Annotated in this window: 21 protein-coding genes; 17 read left to right on the top strand and 4 right to left on the bottom strand. The window is 64.4% G+C overall.

Going from position 1 to position 21,758, the window contains the following annotated elements; translation table 11 throughout:
• Positions 1 to 340: 340 nt before the first annotated feature.
• From mltG to HDG34_RS33195, 10 genes are all read left to right on the top strand, one after another.
• Positions 341 to 1,351: an endolytic transglycosylase MltG gene (gene mltG, locus HDG34_RS33240; protein ID WP_184066693.1), complete on the top strand. Its 1,011-nt coding sequence runs from the start codon at positions 341 to 343 to the stop codon at positions 1,349 to 1,351.
• Positions 1,351 to 1,971 (top strand): dTMP kinase, encoded by a 621-nt coding sequence (gene tmk / locus HDG34_RS33235; RefSeq protein ID WP_090804781.1) that lies wholly within the window; start codon positions 1,351 to 1,353, stop codon positions 1,969 to 1,971. Before mltG ends, tmk begins: the two co-directional genes overlap by 1 nt.
• 95 nt (positions 1,972 to 2,066) lie before the next feature.
• Positions 2,067 to 3,110, top strand: coding sequence for a DNA polymerase III subunit delta' (locus tag HDG34_RS33230; RefSeq protein WP_184066690.1), 1,044 nt, complete (start codon positions 2,067 to 2,069; stop codon positions 3,108 to 3,110).
• 49 nt (positions 3,111 to 3,159) lie between these two features.
• Complete coding sequence (locus HDG34_RS33225; RefSeq protein WP_184066687.1) at positions 3,160 to 3,675, top strand: GNAT family N-acetyltransferase; 516 nt, start codon at positions 3,160 to 3,162, stop codon at positions 3,673 to 3,675.
• Positions 3,676 to 3,768: 93 nt separating this feature from the next.
• On the top strand, positions 3,769 to 4,560 hold the full coding sequence (locus tag HDG34_RS33220; protein WP_184066684.1) for a TatD family hydrolase: 792 nt from the start codon (positions 3,769 to 3,771) through the stop codon (positions 4,558 to 4,560).
• Positions 4,561 to 4,612: 52 nt separating this feature from the next.
• Positions 4,613 to 5,344 carry an ankyrin repeat domain-containing protein gene (locus tag HDG34_RS33215; protein ID WP_184066681.1) on the top strand — a complete coding sequence of 244 codons (732 nt, stop codon included), beginning with the start codon at positions 4,613 to 4,615 and terminating at the stop codon, positions 5,342 to 5,344.
• 213 nt (positions 5,345 to 5,557) lie between these two features.
• Positions 5,558 to 5,914: a Rap1a/Tai family immunity protein gene (locus HDG34_RS33210; RefSeq protein WP_090804794.1), complete on the top strand. Its 357-nt coding sequence runs from the start codon at positions 5,558 to 5,560 to the stop codon at positions 5,912 to 5,914.
• A 119-nt stretch (positions 5,915 to 6,033) separates the two neighbouring features.
• The gene (locus tag HDG34_RS33205; protein ID WP_184066678.1) at positions 6,034 to 7,257 is read left to right on the top strand and encodes a mechanosensitive ion channel family protein; all 1,224 of its coding nucleotides are present in this window, start codon (positions 6,034 to 6,036) and stop codon (positions 7,255 to 7,257) included.
• A gap of 158 nt (positions 7,258 to 7,415) precedes the next feature.
• Entirely contained in the window at positions 7,416 to 8,828 is a 1,413-nt protein-coding gene (gene otsA / locus HDG34_RS33200) for an alpha,alpha-trehalose-phosphate synthase (UDP-forming) (protein WP_090804798.1), read from the top strand.
• Between the two features lie 224 nt (positions 8,829 to 9,052).
• Positions 9,053 to 10,120 (top strand): glycosyltransferase family 4 protein, encoded by a 1,068-nt coding sequence (locus HDG34_RS33195; RefSeq protein WP_184066675.1) that lies wholly within the window; start codon positions 9,053 to 9,055, stop codon positions 10,118 to 10,120.
• Between the two features lie 207 nt (positions 10,121 to 10,327).
• On the opposite strand, the gene HDG34_RS33190 is transcribed toward HDG34_RS33195, so the two are convergent.
• From HDG34_RS33190 to HDG34_RS33180, 3 genes are all read right to left on the bottom strand, one after another.
• Positions 10,328 to 10,915: a YSC84-related protein gene (locus tag HDG34_RS33190; protein WP_184066672.1), complete on the bottom strand. Its 588-nt coding sequence runs from the start codon at positions 10,913 to 10,915 to the stop codon at positions 10,328 to 10,330.
• A 386-nt stretch (positions 10,916 to 11,301) separates the two neighbouring features.
• Positions 11,302 to 11,751, bottom strand: coding sequence for a hypothetical protein (locus HDG34_RS33185; RefSeq protein ID WP_184066670.1), 450 nt, complete (start codon positions 11,749 to 11,751; stop codon positions 11,302 to 11,304).
• Between the two features lie 237 nt (positions 11,752 to 11,988).
• Positions 11,989 to 12,288 (bottom strand): PsiF family protein, encoded by a 300-nt coding sequence (locus HDG34_RS33180; RefSeq protein WP_184066667.1) that lies wholly within the window; start codon positions 12,286 to 12,288, stop codon positions 11,989 to 11,991.
• Positions 12,289 to 12,327: 39 nt separating this feature from the next.
• On the opposite strand from HDG34_RS33180, the gene HDG34_RS33175 reads away from it, so the two are divergent.
• The 3 genes from HDG34_RS33175 to HDG34_RS33165 all read left to right on the top strand — a co-directional run bounded on the left by HDG34_RS33175 (position 12,328) and on the right by HDG34_RS33165 (position 14,807).
• Complete coding sequence (locus tag HDG34_RS33175; protein ID WP_184066664.1) at positions 12,328 to 12,585, top strand: hypothetical protein; 258 nt, start codon at positions 12,328 to 12,330, stop codon at positions 12,583 to 12,585.
• 151 nt (positions 12,586 to 12,736) lie between these two features.
• Positions 12,737 to 13,036 carry a YciI-like protein gene (locus HDG34_RS33170; protein ID WP_018418036.1) on the top strand — a complete coding sequence of 100 codons (300 nt, stop codon included), beginning with the start codon at positions 12,737 to 12,739 and terminating at the stop codon, positions 13,034 to 13,036.
• A gap of 580 nt (positions 13,037 to 13,616) precedes the next feature.
• Positions 13,617 to 14,807 (top strand): transposase, encoded by a 1,191-nt coding sequence (locus HDG34_RS33165; protein WP_184066661.1) that lies wholly within the window; start codon positions 13,617 to 13,619, stop codon positions 14,805 to 14,807.
• Positions 14,808 to 14,876: 69 nt separating this feature from the next.
• Here the strand turns inward: HDG34_RS33165 and HDG34_RS33160 are convergent, their stop codons facing one another.
• A complete protein-coding gene (locus HDG34_RS33160) occupies positions 14,877 to 16,436 on the bottom strand; it encodes a mannose-1-phosphate guanylyltransferase/mannose-6-phosphate isomerase (RefSeq protein ID WP_409259670.1) in 1,560 nt (519 codons plus the stop codon).
• 606 nt (positions 16,437 to 17,042) lie between these two features.
• On the opposite strand from HDG34_RS33160, the gene HDG34_RS33155 reads away from it, so the two are divergent.
• The 4 genes from HDG34_RS33155 (at position 17,043) to HDG34_RS33140 (ending at position 21,654) form a co-directional block, all read left to right on the top strand.
• Positions 17,043 to 18,440 (top strand): undecaprenyl-phosphate glucose phosphotransferase, encoded by a 1,398-nt coding sequence (locus HDG34_RS33155; RefSeq protein WP_184066658.1) that lies wholly within the window; start codon positions 17,043 to 17,045, stop codon positions 18,438 to 18,440.
• Between the two features lie 80 nt (positions 18,441 to 18,520).
• On the top strand, positions 18,521 to 19,966 hold the full coding sequence (locus HDG34_RS33150; protein WP_184066642.1) for a UDP-glucose/GDP-mannose dehydrogenase family protein: 1,446 nt from the start codon (positions 18,521 to 18,523) through the stop codon (positions 19,964 to 19,966).
• A 33-nt stretch (positions 19,967 to 19,999) separates the two neighbouring features.
• Positions 20,000 to 20,455, top strand: coding sequence for a low molecular weight phosphotyrosine protein phosphatase (locus HDG34_RS33145; protein WP_184066639.1), 456 nt, complete (start codon positions 20,000 to 20,002; stop codon positions 20,453 to 20,455).
• A complete protein-coding gene (locus tag HDG34_RS33140; RefSeq protein ID WP_184066636.1) occupies positions 20,449 to 21,654 on the top strand; it encodes a polysaccharide biosynthesis/export family protein in 1,206 nt (401 codons plus the stop codon). Before HDG34_RS33145 ends, HDG34_RS33140 begins: the two co-directional genes overlap by 7 nt.
• Positions 21,655 to 21,758: the final 104 nt, after the last annotated feature.

The following is a 21,758-nucleotide window of genomic DNA, read 5'->3' as shown; positions in this document are numbered from 1 at the left end:
CGCCGCGCGTTCTTCCGCACTCAAATGCTTGTAGTTCTTCTTCATCGCAACACCCTACCTCATTCAAGGTGTTGCACTTGGAACTAGAGACTAAGAATTGTCGAACCTTTGAAACTCTGACCTATGTTGCGACAGCGTACGACTCGAGTAGCATCAGACCGACGCCAGCGGATTTCATATTGTTTTTTCCGGCCGTGACCATCTGGTGCCCGCATCTATACAATACAGGTCGCAAAAGGCCGAAAGGGCTGCAAAACGGCACAGTCTCAATGTTGACCGACGCAAGACTTTCCCGTTAAAAATCAGTTCGTTGCCATCTAAACGCTAATTCTTTCCTGTCGTGTCCCTTCTGAAGAAATGTTTCGTCGCCGGCGCGCTCGTCGTTGTGCTGGCCGCGGCGGCCATCGCCGCTGGATACTACTGGGCCACCCGCCCACTCGAATTGACCCCGGCGCAACTCGACGTCACCGTCAAGCCGCACAGCAGCCTGCGCAGCGTCGCGCTGCAGCTCAATCGCGGCGGCGTGCCGGTCGAGCCCGAGCTGTTCATCGCGATGACGCGGTTGCTCGGGCTGCAAAGCGAGCTGAAGTCCGGCAATTACGAGTTCAAGAGCGGCATCACGCCCTACGAGGTGCTGCAGAAAATCGCGCGCGGCGACGTCAACGAATATGTGGCGACGGTCATCGAAGGCTGGACCTTCAAACATATGCGCGCTGAACTCGACGCCAATCCCGCGCTGAAGCACGACACGGTCGGCATGAGCGACGCCGATCTGATGAGCGCAATCGGCGCGCCCGAGGCGTCGATCGGCAACGGCGAAGGGCTGTTTTTCCCGGATACCTACCTGTTCGACAAGGGCACCAGCGACCTCGACATCTATCGCCGCGCTTACCGTCTGATGCGCGTGCGTCTCGACGAGGCGTGGCTCTCGCGCGCGCCGAACCTGCCGTACAAGTCCCCGTACGACGCGCTGACGATGGCGTCGATCGTCGAAAAGGAAACCGGCAAGGCGTCCGACCGGGCGCTCGTCGCCGCGGTGTTCGCCAACCGTCTGCGCGCCGGCATGCCGCTACAGACCGACCCGACCGTGATCTACGGAATGGGCGACAGCTACGCCGGCCACATCAGGAAGAAAGACCTGCAGACCGACACTCCATACAATACCTACACGCGGATGGGCCTACCGCCGACGCCGATCTCATTGCCGAGCGTCGCGTCGCTGCAGGCGGCGATGAACCCGGCGCAAAGCAACGCGCTGTACTTCGTGTCGCGCGGCGACGGCAGCAGCATCTTTTCTGACACCCTCGGCGAACACAACAAGGCCGTGGACAAATACATTCGAGGGCAATGATGGCGCGCGGCAAATTCATTACGTTTGAAGGCATCGACGGCGCGGGCAAGACCACCCATCTGGGCTGGTTCCGCGAACGGCTCGAGGCGAAGCTCGCGCCGAGCGGCCGCTCGGTCGTGATGACACGCGAGCCGGGCGGCACGCCGCTCGGTGAGCAGATCCGCGATATCGTGCTGCATCAGAAGATGGATCTCGAAACCGAGGCGCTGTTGATGTTCGCGCTGCGCCGTCAGCATCTGGCCGAAGTGATCGAGCCGGCGCTCGCGCGCGGCGATTGGGTGCTGTCCGACCGTTTTACCGATGCCACTTTCGCCTACCAGGGCGGCGGCCGCGGCTTGCCGCGCGACAAGCTGGAGACGCTCGAGCGCTGGGTGCAGGGCGGTTTCCAGCCGGATTTGACCGTGCTGTTCGATTTGCCGCCCGCCGTCGCCAACGAGCGGCGCAGCGCGGTGCGCAATCCGGATCGTTTCGAGAGCGAGTCGGCGGCGTTTTTCGAGCGCACGCGCGCCGAATACATGCGCCGCGCCGAAGAAGCGCCATATCGATTCGCTATCATCGACTCTTCGCAGAGCATCGTTCGGATTCAGAAGCAGCTTGAGGAGTTGATTGCAACCCTGTGATTCGAAATAGATATAACTGCTTCTTATAATCTCGTGCGAAGTTCACTCGACATCTGAAGTAGCGCCTACAACCGATTGATTCAAAAAGACAAACGATGATCTATCCGTGGCAAGCCGATGACTGGAATCGCCTGCAGCAGCTGCACGGCCACTGGCCGCACGCATTGTTGCTGCACGGCCAGGCGGGCATCGGCAAGCTGCGTTTCGCGCAGCACCTTGCGCAGGGTCTGCTGTGCGAGGCGCCGCAACCGAACGGCGAGCCGTGCGGCGCGTGCGTGGCCTGCAACTGGTTCGCGCATGGCAATCATCCCGACTACCGCATCGTCGTGCCGGAGGCACTCGCCGCCGAAGCCGGCCTCGCGAACGCCGCGAACGGCGCCGACGACAAGGCCGAAAAAGCCGATGGCGAGGAAGGCAAGAAGACCCGCACGCCGAGCAAGGAAATCAAGATCGAACAGATCCGCGGTCTGCTCGACTTCGTCGGCATCGGTTCGCATCGCGGCGGCGCGCGCGTCGTCGTGCTGTATCCGGCCGAGGCGCTCAACGTCGCGGCCGCCAACGCGTTGCTGAAGACGCTGGAAGAGCCGCCCGCGGGCGTCGTGTTCCTGATGGTGTCGGCGCGCGTCGACCGTTTGCTGCCGACCATCATTAGCCGCTGCCGTCAGTGGCCGATGAGCGTGCCCGCGCCGGACACCGCCGCGCAGTGGCTGGCCGCGCAAGGCGTTGACGACGCCCGCGCGCTGCTCGCCGAAGCGGGTGGCGCGCCGCTCGCCGCGCTCGCGCTCGCCAGCGACGAAAACCGTCCGCTGCGCGACTGGACGCTCAAGCAGCTCGCGGCCGGCGCCGGGTGCGACGCATTCGCGTGCGGCGAGGCGCTGCAGAAGCTCCCAGTGCCGCTCGTGCTCGGCTGGCTGCAGCGCTGGATGTACGATCTGCTCGCGCAGCGCACCGCCGGCGCGCCGCGCTATTTCCCGCAGGCGTCGGCCGCGCTCACCCGCTGCGCCACCCAGGCCGACGCCAACGCATTCGCGCGTTTTCTGCGCACCGTCACGCGCCAGCGCGCGGTCGAGAACCATCCGTTGAACGCGCGGCTCGTGTTCGAGGAACTGTTCATCGGCTATCGCGCGCTGTTTGCGTGAGCCCGCAGCCGGACAGCCTGCCGTCTTTTTTTCATTCAAGCCAACCGCCATGAGCCTTTCCTACCGCGACGCCACGCTCGACGATCTGCCCGCGATCGTCGCCATCTACAATTCGACGATCCCGTCGCGCCAGGTCACCGCGGACCTCGAGCCGGTCAGCGTCGAGAGCCGGCATGGGTGGTTTCATGCGCACAGCCCGCAGAAGCGGCCGCTGTGGGTGGTCGAAGATCCGAAGCAGACGGGCCGCGTGATCGCGTGGCTCAGCTTTTCCGATTTTTATGGCCGGCCGGCTTATCAGCGCACCGCCGAAGTCAGCATCTATCTCGACGAAAGCGCGCGCGGCCAGGGACTCGGCAAGCAACTGCTGGCGGCGTCGCTCGACGCGGCACCGGGGCTTGGCATCGATACGGTGCTCGGCTTCGTGTTCGGTCACAATGAAGCGAGCGTGCGGCTGTTCCGCGGCTTCGGCTTCGATGCATGGGGCACGTTACCGCGCGTCGCGGTGCTGGATGGCGTCGAGCGCGATCTGGTGATTCTTGGCAAGCGTCTTGCGCACGCCGGTTGAGCACGCTGCGCAAGCAGCGCCACCTGAGCTGTCCCAAGCGGCCCCGGCCACGCCATCGCCCAGCCGCAAGCCCCTTTTTCGCAGGACCTGACCATGTTTGTCGATTCACACTGCCACATCAACTTCGAAGGACTCGCGGACCGTCTGCCGCAAGTGCTCGAAAACATGCGCAGCCATTCGGTCTCGCACGCGTTGTGCGTGTCGGTTGATCTTGAAACGCTGCCGTCGGTACTGGACATCGCCAGCCGCTATGACAACGTGTACGCGTCGGTCGGCGTGCATCCCGATCACGAGCACATGCGCGAGCCGAGCGTAGCCGAGCTGGTTGAGCTTGCCGGGCACCCGAAGGTCGTCGCGATCGGCGAAACCGGGCTCGATTACTACCGCCTCGAAGGCCGCTCGATCGCCGACATGGAGTGGCAGCGCGAGCGCTTTCGCACGCACATCCGCGCCGCGCACGCGACCAGCAAGCCGCTGATCATCCACACCCGCTCGGCGTCGGAAGATACGTTGCGCATCATGGCCGAGGAGCGCGCCGGCGTGCCGGGCGGCGTCATGCATTGCTTCACCGAACCGTGGGCCATCGCCGAGCAGGCGCTCGCGCAGAATTTTTACATTTCGCTGTCGGGCATCGTCACGTTCAAGAGCGCGACCGATGTGCAGGACGTCGCGCGCCGCGTGCCGCTCGACCGTCTGCTGATCGAAACCGACTCGCCGTACCTGGCGCCGGTGCCGTATCGCGGCAAACCGAATGAACCTGCGTACGTCAGTTATGTCGGACGCTTCATCGCGCAGCAACGCGAGATGCCGGACGAGGCGCTGGCCGCCGTCACCACGCAAAACTTCTTCAGACTGTTCGGACTCGCCGCGCCGGCCGGAATCTGAGCCAAAAAGCCGCGTAACATCAAAGGGATAGGAAGATTTCCTAAAGTACCATATGAAAAATATTTCGACGTCGTCCGCTGATTTCCAACCGCTGTCCGCCGGGTCGGCCGCCCGGGTTCTCGCGCCGGCGCGCCGTCTCGCGTGCGCCGCCGCGCTCGCGTGCGCGGCGCTCGTCGCGGTGCCCGCGCATGCGGCGCCGATCGACTCGCTGATCAAGTCGGTCAAGTTCGACGACGTCGACGGCGTCAACAAGCTGCTCGCGAAGGGCATGGACCCGAACAGCGTCGACAATCAGGGCATCCCGCTGCTCGTGATCGCCGGGCGCGAGAAATCCGACAAGGTCGCGGCCGCGTTGCTTGCGAATCCAAAGACCGATATCGAGATTCAGGACAAGGCCGGCGAAAACGCGCTGATGATGGCGTCGCTGGTCGGCGACCTGAACTTCGTGAATCTGCTGATCGCGAAGGGCGCCGAGGTCAACAAGAAGGGCTGGGCGCCGCTGCACTACGCGGCCGCGAACGGCCACGACGACATCGTCAAGGTGCTGCTCGACCACTCGGCCTACGTCGACGCGGGCTCGCCGAACGGCACCACGCCGCTGATGATGGCCGCGCGCGGCGGCCACGTTTCCACCGTCAAGCTGCTGCTCGACAACGGCGCGGACCTGTCGGTGAAAAACCAGATCGGCATGACCGCGCTCGATTTCGCCAAGACCTACAAGGAGCCGGACGTCGTCGAAGGGCTCACGGCGCGCATGCAGCAGACGCAGCAGCAGAAGCAATGACGTTTTGTCGGCAGGCGGCGCGGTGCGCCCGCGAAGCGTCAGGCGCCTCGCCATGCCGTGTCGCTTTGCAGCCGTTTTGCCCGAGCTGCGCGGCTGCCGGCCTGCTGCCGCCGCGTAAAACAGTGCAGAATGACGACTTCGGCGCGCCGCGTAGCGCGCCGTCCGGACGCGGCAGAAAGACCGCGTGAATAAACAACCCTGGAAAGGAACACCATGCTGCGGGCTTTGATTTTCGCCGGCGCGCTTGCCTTGCCGCTTTCGGCAGCCGCGTTTACGGGAGGCGACCTCAACAAGCTGTGCACCAAGACGGACGTGGCTTCGCGTAGCGCCTGCGCGGCCTACATCGAAGGCGCGGCCGACGGCATCTTCAACACGATCGACGCGATCGGCGGCACCACCGGTCCGCGCGTCGGCCAGTACTTCTGCCTGCCGCCGGATGCGCGCTCGGCGCAGTTGACCGACGCGGTGCGCAAGTACATCGCCGAGAACCCGAACGCTGCGGGCTACAACGCGAGCACGGCGATTTCGCTGGGTCTCGGCAAGGCGTTTCCCTGCAAGAGCGGCGGCTGATCGATAACCGCGGCGCATCGAAGAACCCGTTGTAACGCCCAGGCGCGGTCGTGCGCCCCGGATGTCAGTAGTCGCGCAGGCGCGCCGCCGCTCATCGAGCCCGGAGGAAGATGCCCGTTATGCCTACTATCGACGACTTCTACCGCGTGGCGGCCGCGCCGCTGCATACGTGGCTCGGCACGCTGATCGTGACGGCCATCGTGGCGATCGTGGCGAGCGGCATTCACCGCTTCGGCGCGCGCGTCGTGAAGCGTCTCGCGCGGCCGCACGCGCTGACGAGCGTCGTGCTGCGCTACATCGACAAGCCGTCGCTGTTCGCCCTCGTGATCCTCGTGTTCGCGTGGGTCTGGTCCGAGGCACCCGACTCCCTCAACTTCATCGAACCGGTGCGCGACATCACCGGCATCGCGCTGATCGCCGCGCTGACGTGGCTGTCGGTGCGCTCGGCCGCGGCGATCGGCGAAGCGATCATCCGCGCCCATCCGCTCGATTCCGCCGATAACCTGCAGGCGCGCCGCATCCATACGCAGGCGCGCGTACTCGCGCGCTCGGTGATGATCGTGATCGTGATCATCGGTGTCGGCGGTGCGCTGATGACCTTGCCCAACGTGCGGCAGATCGGCGCGAGCCTGCTGGCGTCGGCGGGTGTCGCCGGTCTGGTCGCCGGTATCGCGGCGCGGCCGGTGCTCGGCAACCTGATCGCCGGTTTGCAGATCGCGCTGTCGCAACCGATCCGCCTCGACGACGTCGTCGTGATCCAGGACGAGTGGGGGCGCATCGAGGAGATCACCGGCACGTACGTGTCGGTGCGGCTGTGGGACCAGCGCCGGCTGATCGTGCCGTTGCAATGGTTTATCGAAAATCCGTTCTCGAACTGGACCCGCAGCAGCTCGCAGATCATCGGCACCGTGTTCCTGTTCGTCGATTACCGGATGCCGCTCGCGCCGCTGCGCGAGGAGCTTGCGCGCATCGTCGAGAACGCGCCCGAGTGGGACCGTCGCGTGCAGGTGCTGCAGGTGACGGACTGCACCGAGCGCGCGATGCAGTTGCGCGCGCTCGTCAGCGCGCCCGATTCCGGCCTTGCGTGGGATCTGCGCTGCCGCGTGCGCGAAGGGCTGCTCGATTTCGTTCATCGGCATTACCCGGAATACCTGCCGCGGGCGCGTGCCGAGGTGTCGGCGGAGCTGGAGACCGGTGGCGCTGGCCCGAGCGACTGGCTGCCGCGCAGCCGGCAGGCGCCAGCCGGCAGCACCGCCGCGCATACCGAAGCCGATCCGGTGGCGAGCCGCATCGACCGCACTGGCGCTGGCGAGGTCGCGCAGAAGGCGAAGGAGCAGGCTTAGCCGGGCGTTGCGGATCGCGAATCGCGCGTGGCGAGCGGCGAATGGCGACCGCCCTCGGCAAGCCCGGCGATGCGTGGGCACGCCGATTGCTGCTAACGGGCGCGCCACGCCTGCTCAGGCGTCGCGGCGCATCGCAAGAATGACGGAGGACATGCACTATGGGCCGATTGATCGTCGTGTCGAATCGCGTCGCGACGCCGACGGAGACCAAGGGATCGGCGGGCGGACTCGCGGTCGGCGTATTCGGCGCGCTGAAGGATGCAGGCGGCGTCTGGTTCGGCTGGAGCGGCGACGTAGTCAGCGAAACGGTCGCCAACGCGGGGCCGATGCTCGAGCAGGACGGCGCGGTGACCTTCGCAACCGTCGGCCTCACGCGCAAGGACTACGACCAGTACTACCGCGGCTTCTCGAACGCGACGCTGTGGCCGGTATTCCACTACCGCAACGACCTCGCGCGCTACGAGCGCGAGGAGTACGCGGGCTACCGGCGCGTCAACGCATGGCTCGCTCACAAGCTGGTCAAGCTGCTCGAACCCGACGACATCATCTGGATTCACGACTACCATCTGATCCCGTTTGCCGAGGCGCTGCGCAGCGAGGGCGTGACGAACCGCATCGGTTTCTTCCTGCATATTCCGTTTCCCGCGCCGCAGATCCTGCTCAACATTCCGCCGCACGAGGAACTGGTGAAGTCGATGTCGTGCTACGACCTGCTCGGCTTCCAGACCGCCACCGACCAGCAGGCATTCCACGACTACGTGACGCGTCACGCGCGCGGCACGGTGAGCGCGGACGGCGTCGTCGAGGCGTTCGGGCGCAAGCTGCGCACCGGCGTCTACCGGATCGGCGTGTTCCCCGACGAAATCGCCGAGCAGGCCAAGCGCTACGAAAGCCGCCAGCACGTGCTCGAGCTGAAGCAAAGCCTCGAGGGGCGCAAGCTGGTCATGAGCGTCGACCGGCTCGACTATTCGAAGGGACTGGTCGAGCGCTTTCGCGCGTTCGAGTTGCTGCTCGAACGCTCGCCCGAATGGCGCGGCAACGTCACGCTCGTGCAGATCGCGCCGCCTACGCGCTCGGACGTCGCGACCTATCAGAAGATCCGCCAGGATCTCGAATACGAGGCAGGGCGCATCAACGGCCGCTACTCGGGGCTCGACTACACGCCGATCCGCTATCTGAACCAGCAGTACGACCGCTGGAAGCTGATGTCGCTGTTTCGGGAGTCGCAGATCGGCTTCGTCACGCCGCTGCACGACGGCATGAACCTCGTCGCGAAGGAGTACGTGGCCGCGCAGAATCCCGACGATCCCGGCGTGCTCGTGCTGTCGATTTTCGCGGGCGCGGCCGCCGAGCTCTCTGGCGCGCTGCTCGTCAATCCGCACGATGCGATCGGCATGTGCGAGGCCTTGCAACGCGCGCTGCAAATGCCGCTCGACGCGCGCCAGCGGCGTCACGAGATCGACATGGCCGCGCTGCGTAAGAACGATCTCGGAGTGTGGCGCGACAGCTTCCTCAGGGATTTGCGCAGCATGCCAGTGCGCGGGTCGGGCGAGGGCGGCGGCCACAAATGACGGCGCGTGGTCGCGTGTCACCGGATGTAAGCCGCTTGTAACAGCACCGAGCAATTGCAAGACCTGCGGCTTTTCGACCGATGCCAGGGAATAATTCCCTGTAACGACGATGCAGGCGACGCTTAGGGACCGCGCGCATTGTTCCGACGTCATGGCACTGTCATACTCGGCGTCGCCGACGGCATCGCGATTGCGCGCCAGCCGCCGGCTCACGGAGACACAATATGAAGATTGCGCAGATCGCCCCGCTGACCGAATCGGTGCCGCCGAAGCTCTACGGCGGCACGGAGCGCGTCGTGTCGTACATCACCGAAGCGCTGGTCGAGCAAGGCCACGACGTGACGCTGTTCGCGAGCGGCGACTCCGTCACGAGCGCGAAGCTCGAAGCGGTGTGGCCGCGCGCGCTGCGGCTCGATCCGGGCATTCGCGACCGCGTCGCGCCGCATATGCTGTTGATGGAACTCGTGCGCCGCCAGGCCGAAGAGTTCGACGTGCTGCATTTCCACCTCGACTACTACTCGTTCTCGGTATTCAAGCGGCAGGACACGCCGTTCGTCACGACGATGCACGGCCGGCTCGATCTGCCCGAGCAGCAGCCGGTGTTCGACACGTTCAACACCGCGCCCGTGATCTCCATTTCGAACGCGCAGCGTCATCCGCTGCCGCAGGCGCGCTGGCTCACCACCGTCTATCACGGCCTGCCGGCGCAGCTCTATACGCCGCAACCGGTCGAGCAGAAGTACCTCGCGTTTCTCGGTCGGATTTCGCCGGAAAAGCGCGTCGATACGGCGATCCGCATCGCCGGCCGCTGCGGCATGCCGATCCGTATCGCCGCCAAGGTGGATGCGGCCGATCGCGAGTACTTCGAGCGCGATATCCGGCCGTTGCTCGACCTGCCGTACGTCGAGTACATCGGCGAGATTGCCGATCATCAGAAGGCCGAGTTTCTGTCGGGCGCGCATGCGCTGCTGTTTCCGATCGACTGGCCGGAGCCGTTCGGTCTGGTGATGATCGAGGCGATGGCTTGCGGCACGCCGGTGATCGCGTTCAACCGCGGCTCGGTGCCCGAAGTGCTCGAAGAGGGCGTGACCGGGTTCATCGTCGAGGACGAGATCGGCGCGGTGGCGGCCGTGAACCGGCTGCACAAGGTGTCGCGCGCGGGCGTGCGGCGGCGTTTCGAGGAGCGCTTCACGTCGCACCGGATGGCCCGTGAGTATGTGGAGGCCTATCAGTTGGTGATTCGCGCACAGAAGCGCTCGAGGTTCAAGGTGGTCGATTCGTCGGGCCGTTGACGCGGGATCGTTGGGACGTGTCGAAGCGAAGGACGGCGGTGCGCGATGCGCGGCGCCGTTTTTTTTGCGCGCGAGTTTTTCCGTTCCCGAGCGTCGGCATCGGCATACATAACAAAAAGACCGCGCGACGACCCGCACAGGGTCCACCGCGCGGCCTTCGCCGCGATGCGCGCGCAAGTGATCAGTGAAGCGCGCCGATGAGCGCGCTCAGATCTTCAGCCGCGTGACCTTCGTGCCTTGCAGCGAGACGTCGCCCATCAGGCCCGCGTTCGTCAACACGAAAACCTGCACCGGCGCAGTGGCCGTGGTCGTGTCGACGGCGCCATTCGCGCCGATCTTCACGAGCGCGACCGATGCATCGACGCCGGCCGACCAGCCCTCCGCGTTGCGAAATTTGTCGAGCGAATCCTGCGTCATGAACAGGAAGATGATCGCCTTCGACTGCGCGCCCGCCTGCAGGCCGAACGAGCCCGACGCGGTGCTGTAATAGCCGACCGTCGCGCCGCCCACCCGCAATGCGCCTTCGCCATACTGGCCGCCGACGATCAAGCCCGCCTGCAGCACCGACGGGAACACCAGCACGCCGCGCGCCTTCGACACCAGCTCGCGCGAGCCCGGCACGGTCGTGAACAGCTTGGACAGCGTGCCATCGACGCTGGCGTCGATCGACTGTCGTTTCGAGGCGTCGACATGAGCATTTTCCGGCGTGTTGCCCGTCGTCGTGCAGCCGGCGAGTGCAAGGCCTCCGAAAGCAAGCGCAGCGGTCGTCTTCAACATGAAGTGTCGTCTTTGCATCGTTTTTCTCCGTCATGGATCCGGGGCGCAACCGTGGTGGTGTCGCCTGGTTGCCTTTGAGTTATAACACAGGCTGGTGCAAAAGGCGCGTTGCGTGACAACGCGAAAAGCCTTATGGGACAAGGGTTTGAGCCTGATCGCAAAAAGTCTTCCCAGTAAATTTGACCGGCCTTGCGCGCGACTTCCGAGCACGCGTCGCGCGACGATCCGAGGGGCGACGCTAAACAGCGCCCGAGTCGCGGCGATTGTGGGGACGCTTCGGCGTGGCCGCACGATGCGCCGGTTTTTACCGATTTTCGCGTTGCGCGGCGGCCCATCGACATGGCAATGAGAGTGTTGTTTCGGCGCAGCAAATTGCGGCGAAGTGCAAGCGGCGCGGCCGCCGCTCACCCATGATTCGCCGGACTCTTGACCGCGGGCGGGCGCCGCAGCGCGCGGCGCACCATGCCGATGATCGCGCCGATCGCGAACAGCATAGCCGCCGGCACGATCCAATAGCCGACGAATGCGTGCCACAGATAGGCCAATAGCGTCGAGCGGCGCACGCTGTATTCGTTGATCGCGTCCTGCTGGCGCGGCGCGTTGGCGGCCAGTACGTCGGCCGGGCAGCCGGCCGCCTTGGCCTCGTCGGGCTTGCCATGGCAATGCGCGGGCGCCCCGGCGATGCGCTGCGCCTGGGTGAAATTCCAGGTGGTCAGCGCGCGGTCGAGATCGACCGCGTTGTACGACATTTCCTCGCGGATCTCGTTGACCGCGACGATCGCCACAGGCACGGCCCAGAATATGATGACCAGCAACCACCGCCTTAACCAGCGGTTTTTGTGCTTCGATACCATCCTTGCCTCCGATCGATGCTCAGTAGCACCAACGACAAGATGGCGGCCCGCGTAGTTGTTTGGTTCTATATGAGTGAGGGTGGGCCGTCTCCGCAGCCATCATAGAAGAAAACGGCGCGTTGCGGCGGGTGGACGACGAAGCGGGGGGACTCGATCGGAGCGCCGCGTGGGCGCAACGATGCGCCGGCGCGGCGTCGATCGGAGGGCGCCGGCGTGGGGGACGGCTCCGCCTTTCGCTCAGTTGGCCGGCGCCGAGGAGGACAGGCAGGTCTTCATGAAGGCCTTGCGGTCGTCGCCTTTCTTGTCGGCCGCCTTCTTGTTGCACACCTTCATCTTGTCCTGCTGGCTCATCGGCGCGGCGGCGGCCGGCTTCGCGGAAAGACAGGTTTGCATGAACGCCTTGCGCTCGTCGCCTTTCTTTTCGCCGGCCTGCTTGTTGCAGTCGGCCATCTTGGTTTGCTGGCTGTTCTGCGCAAACGCCGGCGATACGAGTACCGCGCCCAACACCAGCGTAGCGATAGCGGATTGAATTTTCATGGGACACTCCATCGGTGGTGAAAACGTTTCTGATCGTTCATGCGCGCGGGCGACGACGGCATTCATGGGCCCATCGGCGCATCCATTATGGCAAATGCCGTCTGCGAGAACGGCTCAAAATGCATTCCGGTTGACAGCGGTCCGCGCTCGTTTTCCCTGAGCAGCGTGGCGCAACTGGCGCCGCGGCGTTTGAAACAATCGAATGAACGAGAGCGCGAATTTTGTCATGCAATGCAGATTGCTCGTGACGTTTATTTCAAGCTTATTGAAACGAAATTACGGTTTCCGCTATTTTGATCTATGGTTAACAGGCAATGATAATTTTCATATTGCTGCGAATGCAACTGAATAGAAAATAGGCATGAAATTCGGTAGTCTCCGTTATCCTCAACTGCGCTCCGGTGCATGCCGCTCCCTGCCAACCCTCAAGCTCGCGAGGAGACTCACCATGCATTACCTGTTGATGTACGAGTTGGTACCCGACTATCTGGAGCGGCGCGGCGAGCATCGCGACGCGCATCTGAAACTCGCATGGGCCGCCGCCGAGCGCGGCGAACTGCTGCTCGCCGGCGCGCTCGCGGAGCCGACGGACGGTGCGGTGCTGCTCTTCACCGGCGCGTCGCCTGCGGTGGCGGAGGCCTTTGCTACCGCCGATCCGTACGTACTCTCCGGACTGGTTACGCGTTGGCGCGTGCGCGAATGGACCACGGTCGTCGGCGAGCACGCATCGAAACCAGTGCGCCCGTAACGTCGTTCGAAGCGACTTCGTCGCTTCTGTCACGCCTCGAACTCCGCGCATGCGCGGCCGCCGCGTGTGCGCCTCCGGTTGCCTCCACGTCACCGCGCGGGCGCGTCGCAGTCCGTTCGCCGAAGCTCGAAACCGATGTTCACATCAACCATCAAAGCGCATAGAAATGCATGCTGGATCGGCAATTACATTTCTAAATCCCATTCTGTTCGGTGATGCGGTATTGTGCTTTGCAATAGACAGATCCGATGCCGGATAAGCAGCGGCTTCTGTTACGGCAATACGAGAATCGACGCAGCGAAACCGACAAGATTGTTTCTATCCGTAACACTTGTCTCAACTGTACTCATGCAAAGATTGGAATGGTATGCTTCGTGCACAAATTTTCCCACGCACGAGTGAGACCGCGTTTTGTGCTTCGTAATAGGGAAGAGCCGCACCACGTGTGGGCGGGCTGCTCCAGCGAGCCGAACGGACCAAACAAATTTGTGCAACCGAGGGCCGCACACGGGTCGTGAACGCTGAGAATCCGTGGCAGGCCCAACGCCGCGGCCAGGCCAGGCCGCGTGGAGAAAATCCAATGTTTTTCGATGAGCTAAACAACGACGAATGGGCGCTGCTCGCGCCGCTCGTCTCCGACGAGCCGGCCGTCCGTCTGAACCGGCGCGGCCGGCCGCGCGCCGAACCGCGCATCGTGACGAACGCCGTGCTGTGGATCATGACCACCGGCGAGCCGTGGTCGAAGCTGCCGGGCCGCTATCCGTCCGGTCCCACCTGCCGCCGCCGCTTCGAAGAGTGGCAACTGAACGGCACACTGCTGGAAATGGTCCGTCTGCTGTCGCAGAGCGGGCGCACGTTCGCATACATTCCCCAACCGGCGCCGCCCGTTACGGCCAGACCTGCGGCACCGGTTGCGCAAACCCCGAGCCCGCGCGAAGACAATAATCTGCGCGGCGTGTCGTGGAAGAGTCCCGAGTCGTGGCAGGCGCCCGGCGTTGCGAGCGCGTTGAGCCAATGGCGTACGGCCGATCCGATCGGCGACATCACGCGGCAATTGTCGGGGCTTGCGCCGGCGAGCGCGGTGGCGACATCGGCGTTCGCGACGTCCGCAGTGGCGACGTCCGCGACGGCGGCGCAGATGCGCGTCGAACCGGCCGCATCCGGCACGGTCGAGCCCGTCGCGGTCGACGACCCGCGCCCGTCGCTGACGATAGGCCTCGCCCCGCGCGGCATGCAGGTCGCCGATTCGCGCGGTTATCTGATCTACGTGGTGGTCGAGGAAGTGCCGAATGCGATGTATCGCGGGTGGGCGGAGATCATCAGGGACGGCAAGCGCGTCGAGCGCTCTGGCCTCGTGGGCCCGCGCTTCGCGGATGCGCAGCACGCGCAGCAGTTCGCGCTCGACTGGGCGCGTCAGTGGATCGATCGCGAATGCGCGACCGACGCGGCGGCCACGACGATGGTCCACGCAACGGCCGCGCCCGCGTCGGCGAACCTTGCGCAGCGGTCCGCGGACCGTTCGTTGTCAGGCCTGCGTCATGCGCCGGAACCGGCATCGGTCAATGGCATCGCGAATCACCCGGGCAATCACGGCGCGCCGTTGCACGGGCCGCTGAAGCCATCACTGAATGCATTGCGCGGGACGCTGCGCCGCTATCCGTCGGACACCGCGACCGCGGGCGGGGCAAGCACGCCCACGGTGACGACCGACAGCGGCACCGCGGAGCGCTTATCCGCAACCTACAAAGAACTCATCTCATACGTGGGATGAGCCCGGCGGTCCCCGCGGCCGCTTTGCGCCGCCGCCGGTTCCCGCTTCGTCATTGCGACCGGTCGCGCCTCATTGCCTTCCGTACGTATCGTCGAAGCGCACGATATCGTCTTCGCCGAGGTACGAACCCGACTGCACCTCGATCATTTCGAGCGGCATCTTGCCCGGGTTTTCGAGGCGATGCGTAACGCCGAGCGGAATATAGGCCGACTCGTTTTCGGACACGATAAAGCGTTCGTCGCCGCGCGTGACGAGCGCGGTGCCGCGCACGACGATCCAGTGCTCCGCGCGGTGATGATGCATCTGCAGCGACAACCGCGCGCCCGGCTTCACGACGATCCGCTTGACCTGGAAGCGCTCGCCGGTGTCGACGGAATCGTAGTTGCCCCACGGCCGATGCACCTTGCGATGATTGGCCGCTTCGAGCCCGCCATCCTCGCGAATCCGGTTGACGATCTTCTTGACGTCCTGCACGCGTGATTTGTCGGCGACCAGAATCGCATCGGCGGTCTCGACGACGACGAGATTCTGCGTGCCGACGCAGGCAATCAGTCGTCCTTCGGAATGCGCGAAGGTGGAGTTCGCGCCTTCGAACATCACGCGGCCGCGGCTCACGTTGCGATCGGGGTCCTTTTCGCTGATGTCCCAGATCGCGTCCCACGAACCGACGTCGGACCAGCCGGCCGCAAGCGGCACGACCACGCCCGACGCGATGCTCTGATCGGCGCCGAGCTTTTCCATCACCGCGTAGTCGATCGAATTCGACGGCGAGCCGCTGAACGCATCGCGTTGCAGCCGGAAGAAGTCGCCGTCCGCCGTGCTGCCCGCGAAGGCCGATTCGCATGCTGCGTAAATGGCCGGCTGAAAATGGCGGATCGCTTTGAGCCACGTCGATGCGCGCACGATGAAAATACCGCTGTTCCACCAGTATTCGCGTGATTCGACATAGCGCTTCGCGAGTTCCAGATGCGGCTTTTCGACGAAACGGTCGAGGCGATGCGCGACCGGGCGAGCCGCTGCTGCGGTCTGCGCATCGTCAGAACCGAGCGGCGCGCCGATGCGGATATAGCCGTAGCCGGTTTCGGCACGCGTCGGCACGATTCCCATGGTGACGATATGGCCAGCGGCCGCATGCTGTACGCCGGCGGCGAGCGCCGCGTGAAATCCTGCACTGTCGGTGACCGCGTGATCGGCGGGCATCACGACCATGATGCCGTCTTCATCCTGCGCGGCGACGGACAACGCGGCCACCGTCAACGCGGGCGCGGTGTCACGGCCCACGGGTTCGAGTATCAGCCGGCTCGGCCTGGCGCTCGTGCGCAATTGTTCGGCCGTCGTGAAGCGCTGTTCTTCGTTGGCGACGACCACGAGCTGGCCGGCAAGCGGATAACCGGCTTCGAGCCCATCGAGACGGCGGGTCGTCGATTGCAGCAGCGACTCTTCGCCGAGCAGACCGATCAGCTGCTTCGGATGCTGCTCGCGCGACATCGGCCACAGCCGGGTGCCCGAGCCGCCCGCGAGAATCACGGGATGAACCTTGAGCTTGACGCTGGTTGCGGTTGAGGGCATGGGCGATTGGGCGGGGGTGGGCCGGGTGCCGGCAGGCGTGACCGGGGCCGGAGCTGTCATGGTGAACTCTCCTCGAGGCTGGATGAATGCGTCGAGTTTTATCACGAAGTCGCGAATCAATAAAAGCGCGTTAAATACAATTCCGATAAAAGGCGCGTCGAATTTATTCGAAATTCACCAAAAAATGTCTCGTCGATTTATTTATAAATAAAAATTACCTGAAAAAAATCAGCAAGCATTTTTTTCGCTTAATGATGCGCAAGAATGACAGCGCGAGTGGCGCCAGAGCTTCGCGCCAGAACTGTTGGCAAAGCGAAAGCTTCTACATGAAAGCGCTCGAATGGGCTGCCCGGAATGTTATGTCGGGCCGCATTGCGGCAACAATTACCGCACAAAATGCATAAAAAATGGCGAAATTTTGACCGATACAATTTGAGATTTTTTGCGGTCTTGTCGTGGGAATTTTAATACCGCTTTATTGAGGTATGAACAAGGGTATTCACTCATTCGCATTCGGAATTTGCGGTCTGGCCATTCAGGCTCATTCAGTCCAGTCGCGCCGCCAGGCAGATCGGAAATAAAAAAGCCCAACGATGAGACCCGCATGCAACAGCCATTTCAACCAACCGACGGATCGCACTTGACTGACGAACAGAGGGGCGGCGCATGCTGAGCGTTCTAGCGAGAATCATCGACATCGCCATGGTCGCGCTCGCCGCGGTGCTGGCGGCGGGCGTGCACAGCGGCAGAGTGGTATGGCTCGACGATATGCAAAGCGTGTCGCTTGCGTTCGGCTGCCTGCTCGTGGTGGTGTTCTTCCCGCCGCTCGGCATCTATCAGTCGTGGCGTGGCAAGCCGCTCTACGATCTGCTGTCGCGCGTCACGGGCGGCTGGCTGATGGTCGAAGTGACCGGCGTGCTGATCAGCTTCAGCGTGCACCGCGCCGACAGCCTGTCGCGGCTGTGGCTCGTTTACTGGGCGCTCGCGTCGATCGTGCTGCTGGTCGTCACGAAGGTGATCGTCTATTCGATCCTGCGCGGGCTGCGCCGCGAGGGCTTCAATCAGCGCGCGGTCGCGATCGTCGGCGGCGCGCCGTACGGCCGCTTCCTGATCGAACAGATGCGCGGCCGTCCCGAAGCTGGCTTCAAGCCCGTCGTCGTGTTCGACGAGGACGGCACGATCAATCCCTACGAAGACCCGGACGCGGCGCACGCGGTCGCGGGCGTGCCGGTCGAGCGCGACTATCAGCGCATGATCGAACTGGTACGGCAGCGCGCGATCCGCGAGTTGTGGCTCGCGCTGCCGATCTCGAAGGAGAAGGCGATTCATCGCTTCGTGATGGATCTGCGCAACGACTTCGTGAACATCCGCTTCATCCCCGACGTCGGCAGCCTGACGCTGTTCAATCAGCCGATGGTCGAGCTGCTCGGCGTGCCCGCGATCAATCTGGCCGCCTCGCCGATCACCGATCTGCGCGTGCTGCCCAAGCGCGTGTTCGACAGCCTGTTCGCGTTCGGCGCGTTGCTCGCGCTGTCGCCGCTGATGCTCGCGATCGCGCTGATGGTGAAGCTCAGCTCGCCGGGGCCGGTGTTTTTCCGCCAGCGGCGCAAGGGCATCGACGGCCGCGAGTTCGAGATCTTCAAGTTCCGCTCGATGAAGGTCCACACGGAAGCGGCCGGCAAGATCACCCAGGCGACGCGGCGCGATCCGCGCATCACCGCGGTCGGCGCGTTCCTGCGTCGCACCAGCCTCGACGAGCTGCCGCAGTTCATCAATGTGCTGCGCGGCGAGATGTCGGTGGTAGGTCCGCGTCCGCATGCGCTCGAGCACGACGACATCTACAAGGATCTGGTGAAGGGCTACATGCACCGCTACCGGATCAAGCCGGGCATTACCGGCTGGGCGCAGATCAACGGTTATCGCGGCGAAACCGATCGCATCGAAAAGATGATGGGCCGCGTAAAGCTCGATCTGTACTACATGCAGCACTGGACCTTCTGGCTCGACATCAAGATCGTCGTGCTGACGCTGTGGAAGGGCTTCGCGGGCAGCAACGCCTATTGAACGCGGGGTGCCGGGCCGCGCCGATGCCACGCATCGCGCGAGCGCATTCCTGAATCAACTTTTTTACCGAGGTGCAATCCATGAACCTGACGATCATCGGTAGCGGCTATGTCGGCCTCGTGACCGGCGCGTGTCTGGCCGACATCGGCCACGACGTGTTCTGTCTCGACGTCGACGCGCGCAAGATCGACGTGCTCAACAACGGCGGCGTGCCGATCCACGAGCCGGGGCTGCAGGAGATCATCGCGCGCAATCGCCGCGCCAAGCGCCTGACGTTCTCCACCGACGTCGAGGCCGCGGTCGCGCACGGCGACATCCAGTTCATCGCGGTCGGCACGCCGGCCGACGAGGACGGTTCCGCCGATCTGCAATACGTGCTCGCGGCCGCGCGCAACATCGGCCGCCATATGACCGGCTTCAAGGTGATCGTCGACAAATCGACGGTGCCGGTCGGCACCGCCTCGCGCGTGCGCGAAGTGGTTGCCGCCGAGCTGGCCGCGCGCGGCGTCGAGCAGATGTTCTCGGTGGTGTCGAACCCGGAGTTCCTGAAGGAGGGCGCGGCCATCGAAGACTTCACGCGGCCCGATCGCATCGTGCTCGGCTGCGACGAGGACGTGCCCGGCGAAAAGGCGCGCGAACTGATGAAGCGCCTGTATGCGCCGTTCAACCGCAATCGCGAGCGCACGCTGTATATGGACGTGCGTTCGGCCGAATTCACCAAGTACGCGGCCAACGCGATGCTCGCGACGCGCATCTCGTACATGAACGAGCTCGCGAATCTGGCCGATCGCGTCGGCGCGGATATCGAAGCGGTGCGCCGCGGCATCGGTTCCGATCCGCGCATCGGCTATGACTTCCTCTACGCGGGTTGCGGCTATGGCGGCTCCTGTTTTCCGAAGGACGTGCAGGCGCTGATCCGCACCGCGGCCGATCACAACGCGAACCTGCGCATTCTCGAAGCGGTGGAAGCGGTCAACGATGCACAGAAGCAGATCCTCGCGCAGAAGATCGTCGCGCGTCTCGGCGAGGATCTGTCGGACCGCACGTTCGGCGTCTGGGGTCTCGCATTCAAGCCGAATACCGACGACATGCGCGCGGCGCCGAGCCGCGAGCTGATCGCCGGGCTGCTGGGCCGCGGCGCGCGCGTGAAGGCCTACGACCCGGTCTCGATCGACGAAGCGAGGCGCGTGCTCGCGCTCGATCTGAAGGACGTGCCGCAGCAGCATGCGCGACTTTCGTTCGTGAGTGAAGAGATGGAAGCGGCGAGCGGCGTCGATGCGCTCGTGATCCTGACCGAATGGAAGGTCTTCAAGAGTCCAGATTTCGATGCGCTGAAGCGCATCCTGAAGACGCCGCTGATTTTCGACGGCCGCAATCTGTACGAGCCGGACGTGCTGCTCGAACTCGGCATCGAGTATCACGCGATCGGCCGGCGGCACGCGTTGCGCAACGCGCCGGCGCGTGTCGGCGCGAAAGGTTCGATGCAGGTGGCGGACCTCGCCGCGACGGCAGCCTCCGGCCGCTGAAGCCGCCGCGATCGCCGCGCGAGAGAGTCCGCCATGTTCGACAACGTTCTGATCGTGTGCCACGCCAACGTGTGCCGCTCGCCCGCCGCCGAGATGCTGTTCAAGGCGAGCCAGGCGCGCGCGCCGCGCTCGGGGGCCTCACCTATCGCGTTTCATTCGGCGGGCATTCGTGCGGTGAACGGCCACGGCATGGACCCGGTGATGCGGCGCCTGCTCGAAGAGCGCGGCGTCGCGGCCGGCGTTCACCACGCGCGGCGCCTCGAGCGATCGCTCGTGCGCGCGGCAGATCTCGTGCTGGTGACCGAGCGCGCGCAGGTGAGCGAGGTCGAAGCGCTCGATCCGTCCGCGCGCGGCAAGGTCTATCCGCTCGGCAAGTGGGAAGCCGATTCGGACGTCGCCGATCCGCACGGCGGCGCGGAAAACGAATACAGGGAGAGTCTCGTGCTCATCGAACATCTGGTCATGGGATGGCTGAAAAAAATATGCTGAAGAAACCCCGCATCGAAAACTCATTCGCGAGCTTGCGCACGAAGCTCGCCGCCTCACTTCTGCTGACGTCCTTTTTGTCGGCTTGCGCGACCGCACCGGGCAATTACCTCGACACGTCGCGGCTCAAGGACAACGATCATGCGCCGAGCGAAACCTATCCGGTCCATCTGATCGACGCGAACCTGATCATGGCGCAGGCGCAAGCCGCCGCCGCGAAAATCCAGCCGTTGCCGCCAGCGGCGCTGTCCGATCCGTCGCTGTACGTGTACCACCTCGCGCCGCAGGACATTCTCGGCATCACCGTGTGGGATCACCCCGAGCTGACCACGCCGCAGGGCAGTACCTTGTCCTCGGGCGGCAATACCACGCAGACGATCGCGGGTGCGTTGCAGCAGCCGTATACGGCCGCGCTGCCGGGCCAGGCCGATCCGTACGGCCAGACCATCGCCGCCGACGGCACGATCTTTTTCCCGTTCGTCGGCCGCATCCAGGCCGCGGGCAAGACCACGACCGAGCTGCGCGATCAGCTCGCCGCCCGCCTCGTGCCTTATATCCGCAATCCGCAGGTCGACGTGCGCGTGCTGTCGTATCGCGGCCAGAAGGTGCAGGTCACGGGCGAAGTGAAGCAGCCGGGACCGCTCGCGGTCAGCGACGTGCCGCTGAAGCTGGTCGACGCGATCACGCGCTCGGGCGGCACGAACCCGGACGCCGACATCCAGCGCGTGCGACTCACGCGCAACCACAAGCTCTATGTGCTCAATGCCGATCGCATGCTCGATCAGGGCGATACCACCCAGGACGTGATGCTGCAGAACGGCGACGTGGTCAACGTGCCGGACCGCACCGACAGCCGCATCTTCGTGTTGGGCGAAGTGAAGACGCCGATCCAGGTGCCGATCGCGCGCGGCCGCATGACGATCGCCGACGCGCTCACGCAAGGGGGCGGCATCCTCAACACCGACGCCAATCCGCGCCAGATCTACGTGATGCGCGGCATGCGCGAGCATCCGACCACGCCCGAGGTGTTCCGCCTCGACATGACGCAGCCGGACTCGATCATGCTGTCCTCGCAGTTCCAGTTGCAGCCGCTCGACGTCGTGTACGTGGGCACCGCCGCGTCGACCACGTTCAACCGTGTGTTGCAGCAGGTGCTGCCGAGCGTGCAGACGCTGTTCTATCTGAAGCAGCTGACGCGCTGAACGTTTGGCCTGTAACGTCCCGCGCCGCTGTTGTCCGGGCGCTGCGGGACGTGCAACGAAAGCAGAAGTACCGCTGACGCGAAAGCCGAAGCCAACGACACGGG

This window comes from Paraburkholderia sp. HC6.4b (assembly GCF_014200875.1).
GTDB classification, from domain to species: domain Bacteria; phylum Pseudomonadota; class Gammaproteobacteria; order Burkholderiales; family Burkholderiaceae; genus Paraburkholderia; species Paraburkholderia tuberum.
Note: the sequence above shows the minus strand (reverse complement) of the source record. Positions and strands in the feature narration are given on the sequence as shown.

What these genes read in the sequence shown, in the direction of transcription:
- tmk (WP_090804781.1), top strand. Translation starts at nt 1,351, where the DNA reads ATGGCGCGCGGCAAATTCATTACGTTTGAAGGCATCGACGGCGCGGGC.
- HDG34_RS33230 (WP_184066690.1), top strand. Translation starts at nt 2,067, where the DNA reads ATGATCTATCCGTGGCAAGCCGATGACTGGAATCGCCTGCAGCAGCTG.
- HDG34_RS33225 (WP_184066687.1), top strand. Translation starts at nt 3,160, where the DNA reads ATGAGCCTTTCCTACCGCGACGCCACGCTCGACGATCTGCCCGCGATC.
- HDG34_RS33220 (WP_184066684.1), top strand. Translation starts at nt 3,769, where the DNA reads ATGTTTGTCGATTCACACTGCCACATCAACTTCGAAGGACTCGCGGAC.
- HDG34_RS33215 (WP_184066681.1), top strand. Translation starts at nt 4,613, where the DNA reads ATGAAAAATATTTCGACGTCGTCCGCTGATTTCCAACCGCTGTCCGCC.
- HDG34_RS33210 (WP_090804794.1), top strand. Translation starts at nt 5,558, where the DNA reads ATGCTGCGGGCTTTGATTTTCGCCGGCGCGCTTGCCTTGCCGCTTTCG.
- HDG34_RS33205 (WP_184066678.1), top strand. Translation starts at nt 6,034, where the DNA reads ATGCCTACTATCGACGACTTCTACCGCGTGGCGGCCGCGCCGCTGCAT.
- otsA (WP_090804798.1), top strand. Translation starts at nt 7,416, where the DNA reads ATGGGCCGATTGATCGTCGTGTCGAATCGCGTCGCGACGCCGACGGAG.
- HDG34_RS33195 (WP_184066675.1), top strand. Translation starts at nt 9,053, where the DNA reads ATGAAGATTGCGCAGATCGCCCCGCTGACCGAATCGGTGCCGCCGAAG.
- HDG34_RS33190 (WP_184066672.1), bottom strand. Translation starts at nt 10,915, where the DNA reads ATGCAAAGACGACACTTCATGTTGAAGACGACCGCTGCGCTTGCTTTC.
- HDG34_RS33185 (WP_184066670.1), bottom strand. Translation starts at nt 11,751, where the DNA reads ATGGTATCGAAGCACAAAAACCGCTGGTTAAGGCGGTGGTTGCTGGTC.
- HDG34_RS33180 (WP_184066667.1), bottom strand. Translation starts at nt 12,288, where the DNA reads ATGAAAATTCAATCCGCTATCGCTACGCTGGTGTTGGGCGCGGTACTC.
- HDG34_RS33175 (WP_184066664.1), top strand. Translation starts at nt 12,328, where the DNA reads ATGCGCGCGGGCGACGACGGCATTCATGGGCCCATCGGCGCATCCATT.
- HDG34_RS33170 (WP_018418036.1), top strand. Translation starts at nt 12,737, where the DNA reads ATGCATTACCTGTTGATGTACGAGTTGGTACCCGACTATCTGGAGCGG.
- HDG34_RS33165 (WP_184066661.1), top strand. Translation starts at nt 13,617, where the DNA reads ATGTTTTTCGATGAGCTAAACAACGACGAATGGGCGCTGCTCGCGCCG.
- HDG34_RS33160 (WP_409259670.1), bottom strand. Translation starts at nt 16,436, where the DNA reads ATGACAGCTCCGGCCCCGGTCACGCCTGCCGGCACCCGGCCCACCCCC.
- HDG34_RS33155 (WP_184066658.1), top strand. Translation starts at nt 17,043, where the DNA reads ATGCTGAGCGTTCTAGCGAGAATCATCGACATCGCCATGGTCGCGCTC.
- HDG34_RS33150 (WP_184066642.1), top strand. Translation starts at nt 18,521, where the DNA reads ATGAACCTGACGATCATCGGTAGCGGCTATGTCGGCCTCGTGACCGGC.
- HDG34_RS33145 (WP_184066639.1), top strand. Translation starts at nt 20,000, where the DNA reads ATGTTCGACAACGTTCTGATCGTGTGCCACGCCAACGTGTGCCGCTCG.
- HDG34_RS33140 (WP_184066636.1), top strand. Translation starts at nt 20,449, where the DNA reads ATGCTGAAGAAACCCCGCATCGAAAACTCATTCGCGAGCTTGCGCACG.